We start from the raw sequence: 6894 nt of genomic DNA, 5'->3' as shown, positions 1-6894 counted from the left end.
GGTGTTTCTGGTTTGGCTGGTGTGGTTGCGCTCAACTCAATCGTTGCTCGTGGCGTAACTCACACTGACGTAAAAGATTCAGTTCTTTCTGGCGTAACGTCGTTAAAAGATCTTCCTGCAGCGGTCAAAGCTCAAATGGGCATGCCTACATTTGATGGCTTAAAGTCAAAAGGATCAGCTCTTCTTGCGGTTGTAAAATCACCGGTAAAATTTGCAAAAGGTGTTGTTGCTGACATGAATCCATTTGGTTCATATGAAGTTGTAAATCAATCTATGATCGATCTTATTCTTCTTAACGCAACCGAAAAAAATGCGCGCAGAGAAGAACTCAAGAGAATTGAAGGTATTTTGAATGCCGATGCAACTGCTGTTGCTGTTGACGTTGATGGTGAAGATACTTTGAACGGACAGAAGGCAGAATTGCGAGGTCTTGGGCTTGATATTGAAGAGGATTCAAACCAAGCAGCTGTTGATGCTGTTGCTCCATTAGTAAAATCTTCATTCTTCGCTAAAAAAGCTGGAAATAAAGTTCTTCCGTTAAGCGAATCTTTTGGCAAGACAGACAGAGCTCGTTCAGCAATGGCGTACATGACAATTGTTTTTGCGGTCTACACAGCGTACAACTCATACGTTGATTTTATGCAAGCAAGAGCTGCAAAAAAAGCCGCGCAAGAAGCTGCAAAATAACTTTTTGGTAGTTTGCCGTTATGGCGAATAACCTTGAATGTTTTAAGGCACGTGATTTTTTCACGTGCCTTTTTTGTTTTTGAGCGTTTATTTTTGAGTTGTTGCTTTACCAAATTTTCCACCAGGGCGCTGTGTGTGGCGATTGTGAGTCGCAAATGCCACTTTGAGTCTCAATATGGCATTTGCGATGCCATAAAAGCAGACAGGGGTATTATTTTTTTGATTTAGAAAATCCTATCGATCTTGTTCGCCTAGAAAATCCAATGCTTACACTTACGCCGTTATTTTGTCTGAAAAACATTTTTTGTATCTTGGAAAAGCTCATCTAGTTGTTATTTTGGGCGGATCGTGTTAGTTTCAAGATATGAACTTGAAATTAACACGAGTGTAAAATGAGTATTCCAGTATATCATCGAACAGCAATTGATTTGGCAAGTCGATATGCGACAATTTTTCCAATAATTGCGATTTGCGGTCCTCGACAGTCAGGAAAAACAACCTTAGCTCGGCAGGCTTTTGCTAAGCATCCTTATTTTTCTTTTGAAGACATTGATATAAAAATGCGTTTCGAGTCAGATCCCCGACAATTTTTGGCGTCACTTGAAAATGGGGCAATCTTTGATGAAGTGCAACACGTTCCAGCGCTTTTTTCTTATTTGCAGGGAGTTGTTGATGCAAGCGATAGCAATGGTCGATTTATTTTAACCAGTTCGCAAAATTTTCTTCTAAACGAGCGAATTACACAAAGTTTAGCGGGAAGGGTAGGATTTATTACGCTTTTACCTTTGAGCATTAGTGAGCTTGATAAAAAATATTCATCCGTACAGCATATGCTGTTGGGTGGATATCCTCGGTTGCATAAATTTGAGATGAAGCCGCATGAATTTTATCCAAGCTATATCAGTTCATATCTTGAGCGAGATGTTCGTCAGCTCAGAAATGTTGAAAATCTTTCTTTGTTTCAGACTTTTACAAAAATGTGTGCCGCTCGCATTGGACAATTATTGAATTTAAGTTCTTTGGCGCAGGATTGTGGTATTTCTCAGACAACAGCTCGTGATTGGTTAACGTTGTTAGAGGCGAGCTATTTAGTGTTTTTGTTGCGGCCGTATCATAATAATTTTAATAAACGATTAACAAAAATGCCAAAACTCTATTTTTATGACACAGGATTAGCAGCTAGTTTGTTGAACATAGCAACAGAAGAGCAATTATCGGTGCACTACTTGAAGGGAAGTTTATTTGAAAATTTAGGAATTTGTCAGGTCATTAAGGCGAGATTGAATAATGGGCAACAACCAGCAGTATTTTTTTGGCGAGATAGTGTTGGCAGAGAGGTTGATTTGCTGGATGAATGGGCAGGAGAGATTCGTTTGTTTGAATTTAAAGCCGGATTTACAGCAAATACATCCGATAATAAACAGTTGCTTTTTATGAAATCCTTAATTCCTTCAGCGCGTAGTTATTTGGTTTATGGATCTACTCAACCGATACCTATTTTTGGCGAAACTCGAACGATTTCTGTTGAAGAAATCGAAGAAAATGTATCTTAATAAAATACTGAGCGAGCATTTTTAAGCAGGAGGTCTTTTTTAGTTGCTTTACCAAATTTTCCACCAGGGCGCCGCATTCTGTTTTTCTGGTTGTGCTGGAGTTGTTGTTCTTACTGCGCGAGCCAACTTGGGGTCAATGATGGGCGGAAGGCTTGGCTCGTCTTGCGGGCTGCGATCATCTGGGAGTACTGGCGCAGGTTGTGGTAAGGGTTGTTGAGCAAGTAACCGAGGAAGAAGAGATGGTTTTATTCCTCGAGAAGGTTGTTCTGGTGCAAGGTCCTCTGATTGCGCAGCGGCAGATACTTCGGTAAAGAGCGGATTCCATGCTGTTTTGGTTCTTTCGATTGTTTGTTTTATTTTTTCAATAATTTTTTTGTCTTCAGGGCTGCTTTTTTGTTCCTGCGTTGTGATGCGGGCGGAAAGCGCTTCAAGTTCTTTTAAGATTCTTTCTTGCGATGTTAATTGTTCTGAAGCTGCAAAATCCGATCGCGTTGGCGTGCTTGAAGGTTTTGCAAAGTGAAGCGCAAGAGATTTTGGAGTTGGGGCCAGAATGTTAACGACTTTTCCTAGTTTTTCTATTTCTGCGATACGTTTTTGTAAAATGGTGAGGGTAGCTGTTTTTTGTAATTCTGTTTCAGAAAGTTCTGCAAGCGCTGCTGAAACTTTGGCAATACGGCTATTCTCCAGTTGCTGAATTTCTCCATCAAGATGTGTTTGTTGCGTTGAAATGTATGATTTTAGGCCTACTTTTGTTTCAAGGAATGTTATGAATTTTTTAAGTGTATCTTGACCTTTTTGACAAAGGCGATTTTGTTCAGAAATATTCACGCTTTTGGTTGGGAGCATGAGCTTTTTGACTGGTTCGGATTCAGCTTCGTCTTCGGCGGAAGGTGTAACGTAATGTGGTGTTGGAAGGTTGTACAAGCGTAGGGCTGCAGTTGCAAGTCCTTGCTTGGTTTGTTCGTAGTCATTTGCTGCTTCTTGTAGCTCTTCAATCGATGGTTCGTTTTTTAAAGACGCCGATTCATCGGTAGCTTTTGACTGCCAGTCTTCAATCTTTATTTTATTTTGGCTTGTTTTTTTCTCTTCAAGGAATTTTTTTATTGGTTCATAGTGCTTTTCAAGATTTTTTAATGTTTTTTCAAGTCCCAGGAATATGCCATCTTTGTCTTTTGCAAAAAGCCCTTCAAAAATCGAAGTTAATTGTTCGAAATATTCATGATTTGAGTTCATCGAGCCGCTTTCGAGTGCTGTTTGTAGGTAGGCTACTAATGAATCTGCCATGAAAGAATTAACTTTTTGGATAAATTGCGCGTGAGTGTTTTCTGGAGACGATTTATCTTTTTCTGGAGGCATAAGCCCTTTTTGTTTTTGTTCTTTTTCTGGATCTTTTGGTTCGGTTGACTCAGTGTTTTGCGCCGCGTGCGGATTATAGTTGTCATAATCGTCATAATCATCGTAATCGTATCCATAGTCTCTGCTGTTGCCGTATGGTGAGCGAGATGAGTAGCGAGAGTCTTTAGCCGATGATGAACCATATGGATGAGAGCTATTTGAGTTGTACGATGAAACGCGTGGCGCAGAACCAGGTTTTATATTTGCGGCAGGTTGTTCAGGGAAGAGTCGTTTAATCTCGGGAGAGACAAGGATTTTTTGTAATTCTCCTTCAAAGGTAGTTAGTTTTGGTTTTATTTCATTGAGCGCGGATAGAATTTTTTTTTGCTCTGCGGGCGTTAGGGCCGTGAGCGTTGTGATTTTTTTTCCCATGATAAAGTCATTTTCTGCATCGATATCAAATCCTGCGGGCGCTGTTTTTTGCGCGAGTTTTGCAACCGAAGAAAGTGAGGAAATTAAAGCTTTTTCTTGGGCGTCTAAAATTTGAGTAAACAAATTGAGTTCTTTTGATGACAGCTTGGTAAACAACGATTCAAGCGTCAAAAGTGTTGATTCGGTTTTAAAAAAAAGAGCTTTATGTGTAACAATTTGTGGATACATTGTTCCACCAAAAACAGGATCAAGGCTGTGCATCTGTTTGATTAATTTTCCTAGTGGGGAGAGTAGGGCGTTGAGTTTTTGTTGAAAGGTTGTTTTTTCTTCGATTGTAAGAGCAATTATTTTTTGTTCAGTTGGATTTGTTTTTTTTTCTGTTTTTTGCGTAGGTTTGAATAAATTTGAGAATGAATCATCTCCATCTCCTTCGCCGGAAAATAAAGATTCGAGAAATGAGGAGAAGTCATCATCTTCTGATGTGGCTTGCACGGACATGCTTGTAAGCAACATTCCCCAAAAAAGTAATAATTTATTTTTTTTCAACATCATTAATCTGACCCCGCCCCAAGAGTTTGCATATCTCAGAATAGGCAGAAGCGTATTGGATGTGCAATTATTCCGACCGTATTTTTTGATTACTCCCCTTTGCGCATGCACTATTTTTTGATACCATGCATTAATGCATCTTGGATGTAATAAATAGAATATAAAAGGAGAAGAGCGATGCGCGTTTACATGCTTAAAGACGTACAAAATGTGGGAATGGCTGGATCGATTGTTATGGTAAGCGATGGATATGCAACTAATTATTTGTTTCCAAATAAGCTTGCAGTACTTGTTGGCGATAACGATGTTGAGTTTTTTAAGAAAAAAATGGCTAAAGCTGAAGTAAAAAAAGAAGTTATTAACTCCAAGCTTGGCATGTTGGCAGAACGCATCAAACATACACATATTTCGATCAAAAAACGTGTTCATGATGACGGTAAATTGTATGGAGCTGTCAGCGCTGATGAAGTTGTAGAAGCATTGCGATCAAAAGAAATCGTTGCTGATAAAAAACAAATCGTTTTTGCAAAATCAATTAAAACAACTGGTGAGCATACTGTTGGTGTAAAATTGAATGCGAAATTGATTCCTGAATTCAAGCTCAAAATTGTTGCTGATTTAGTACAGTAGAATAGTTGACGGACGCTGTGAATATGCCTCAGAAAAATCAAAAATACAGTTCGACGCGTTCGAATGCTACGGGGGGGGCACTTGCCCTCAAGGGATTGCCTGCAAGTCAAGATGCAGAGCGAGCTGTTTTGGCTGCAATATTATTGAATGAAGAAAATTTAAGCTTGGTGTCGGATTTTTTGGCACCACAAGATTTTTATGTTCCTGCAAATAAATTAGTGTATCAAGCGGTTTTGGATCTCTCTCGTTCTGGCAAAAAAATTGATGTTGTAACCTTGCAAGATTTACTCTCGACGAGAAATGAGCTCGAGGAAATCGGTGGAAGTGTAGCATTATTTGAATTGCAGGAAGATTTACCTGCGATTGGAATGGCGTTGCAGCATGCAAAAATAGTGAAAGATAAATCACTTTTGCGTGGACTTATTACCTCTTCTACCGAAATTATTAGTTCGTGCTATCAAAGTGCGGGTGAAAATCTTGAATCTTTGCTCGATTCAGCTGAAAAAAGAATTTTTCAGATTTCTAATAATCTTTCACAAAAAGCGTTTGTTCCGATTTCGGATGTGCTTAAAGGAACCTTTAAGCGTCTTGCAGAGTTGAGTTCTCGTCGAGACGGTATCACGGGGATTACAACGGGGTTTCATGGTTTTGATAAAATGACCTCTGGGATGCAAAAGGGTGATTTGGTTATTTTGGCTGCACGTCCATCGATGGGTAAAACTGCGTTGATGTTGAACATGGCGCTTAATGCGTGTCATGCAGGCTCTGCAATTGGTGTTTTTTCGCTTGAGATGTCGTCAGACCAATTGGTCTTGCGTATGCTTTCGTCTGAATCAAAAATTCCTCATCATTACATTCGAAATGCGACTATCACATCTGATGAATGGATGGATCTGACCAACACTGCAGCTCGACTCGCAGAATCAAAAATTTTTATCGATGACACCGCATCTATTTCGATTATGGAGTTGCGAGCAAAAGCCCGAAGATTAAAAGCAAAACATAATATTGAAATGTTGGTTATCGATTACCTGCAGTTGATTGCTGGTGATGGAAACAGTAAATATGAAAATAGAACGCAGGAAATCTCGGTAATTTCACGCTCGCTCAAAGCGCTGGCAAAAGAGCTTGATATTGTTGTGCTTGCGGCATCGCAGCTTTCTCGTTCGCTTGAAAATCGTCTTGATAAACGTCCGTTGCTTTCTGACCTTCGAGAATCTGGAGCCATCGAACAAGACGGGGATGTAATCTTTTTTATTTATCGTGATATTGTGTACAATCGTGACACAGAACATCCCGATGAGGCAGAGCTGATTATTGGTAAGCAGCGAAATGGACCTACCGGAACTGTGCGAGTTAAATTTGTTGGGGAATTGACAAAGTTTGAAGATTTACCAGAAGCGAGTGGAGCGCATCATTAATTGTGAATAGTGGTGATAAAAAAATTATTTTGGGAGTCGATCCAGGTTTTTCGGTCACCGGTTTTTCATTAATGGTCAAAGAGGGAAGCAGGGCGTATTTGCTTGACTGTGGTTTTCTTAAGATGTCTTCAAAAGATCATTTGTCCAAAAGAACTCTAGAATTTCATGATTTTTTTAAAACAATCATCCTTGAAAAGGGTGTTACTCATGTTTCGCTTGAAACATCGTTTTTGGGAAAAAATCCGCAAACGTTTTTGAAGTTGGGCTATCTGCGAGGTATTTTATAT

5 protein-coding genes are annotated in these 6894 nt (G+C 39.5%); 4 read left to right on the top strand and 1 reads right to left on the bottom strand.

Annotated elements, in window-relative coordinates; all coding sequences use genetic code 11:
• Positions 1-1079: 1079 nt before the first annotated feature.
• A complete protein-coding gene (locus FJ366_04130; protein ID MBM3894754.1) occupies positions 1080-2240 on the top strand; it encodes an ATP-binding protein in 1161 nt (386 codons plus the stop codon).
• A gap of 48 nt (positions 2241-2288) precedes the next feature.
• Here FJ366_04130 and FJ366_04125 read toward each other — a convergent pair whose 3' ends face one another.
• A complete protein-coding gene (locus FJ366_04125) occupies positions 2289-4559 on the bottom strand; it encodes a hypothetical protein (protein MBM3894753.1) in 2271 nt (756 codons plus the stop codon).
• A 174-nt stretch (positions 4560-4733) separates the two neighbouring features.
• Here FJ366_04125 and rplI point away from each other — a divergent pair, with 174 nt between their 5' ends.
• The 3 genes from rplI to FJ366_04110 all read left to right on the top strand — a co-directional run.
• Positions 4734-5186, top strand: a complete 453-nt coding sequence (gene rplI, locus FJ366_04120) for a 50S ribosomal protein L9 (protein MBM3894752.1) — start codon at positions 4734-4736, stop codon at positions 5184-5186.
• A gap of 23 nt (positions 5187-5209) precedes the next feature.
• A complete protein-coding gene (gene dnaB, locus FJ366_04115) occupies positions 5210-6607 on the top strand; it encodes a replicative DNA helicase (GenBank protein MBM3894751.1) in 1398 nt (465 codons plus the stop codon).
• 2 nt (positions 6608-6609) lie between these two features.
• Positions 6610-6894 (top strand): crossover junction endodeoxyribonuclease RuvC (locus FJ366_04110; protein MBM3894750.1); only part of this gene is annotated, 285 nt, incomplete at its 3' end.

The sequence above is a fragment of the Candidatus Dependentiae bacterium genome (assembly GCA_016871815.1).
In the GTDB taxonomy this organism is placed as follows: domain Bacteria; phylum Babelota; class Babeliae; order Babelales.
Note: the sequence above shows the minus strand (reverse complement) of the source record. Positions and strands in the feature narration are given on the sequence as shown.

What these genes read in the sequence shown, in the direction of transcription:
- FJ366_04130 (MBM3894754.1), top strand. Translation starts at nt 1,080, where the DNA reads ATGAGTATTCCAGTATATCATCGAACAGCAATTGATTTGGCAAGTCGA.
- FJ366_04125 (MBM3894753.1), bottom strand. Translation starts at nt 4,559, where the DNA reads ATGATGTTGAAAAAAAATAAATTATTACTTTTTTGGGGAATGTTGCTT.
- rplI (MBM3894752.1), top strand. Translation starts at nt 4,734, where the DNA reads ATGCGCGTTTACATGCTTAAAGACGTACAAAATGTGGGAATGGCTGGA.
- dnaB (MBM3894751.1), top strand. Translation starts at nt 5,210, where the DNA reads ATGCCTCAGAAAAATCAAAAATACAGTTCGACGCGTTCGAATGCTACG.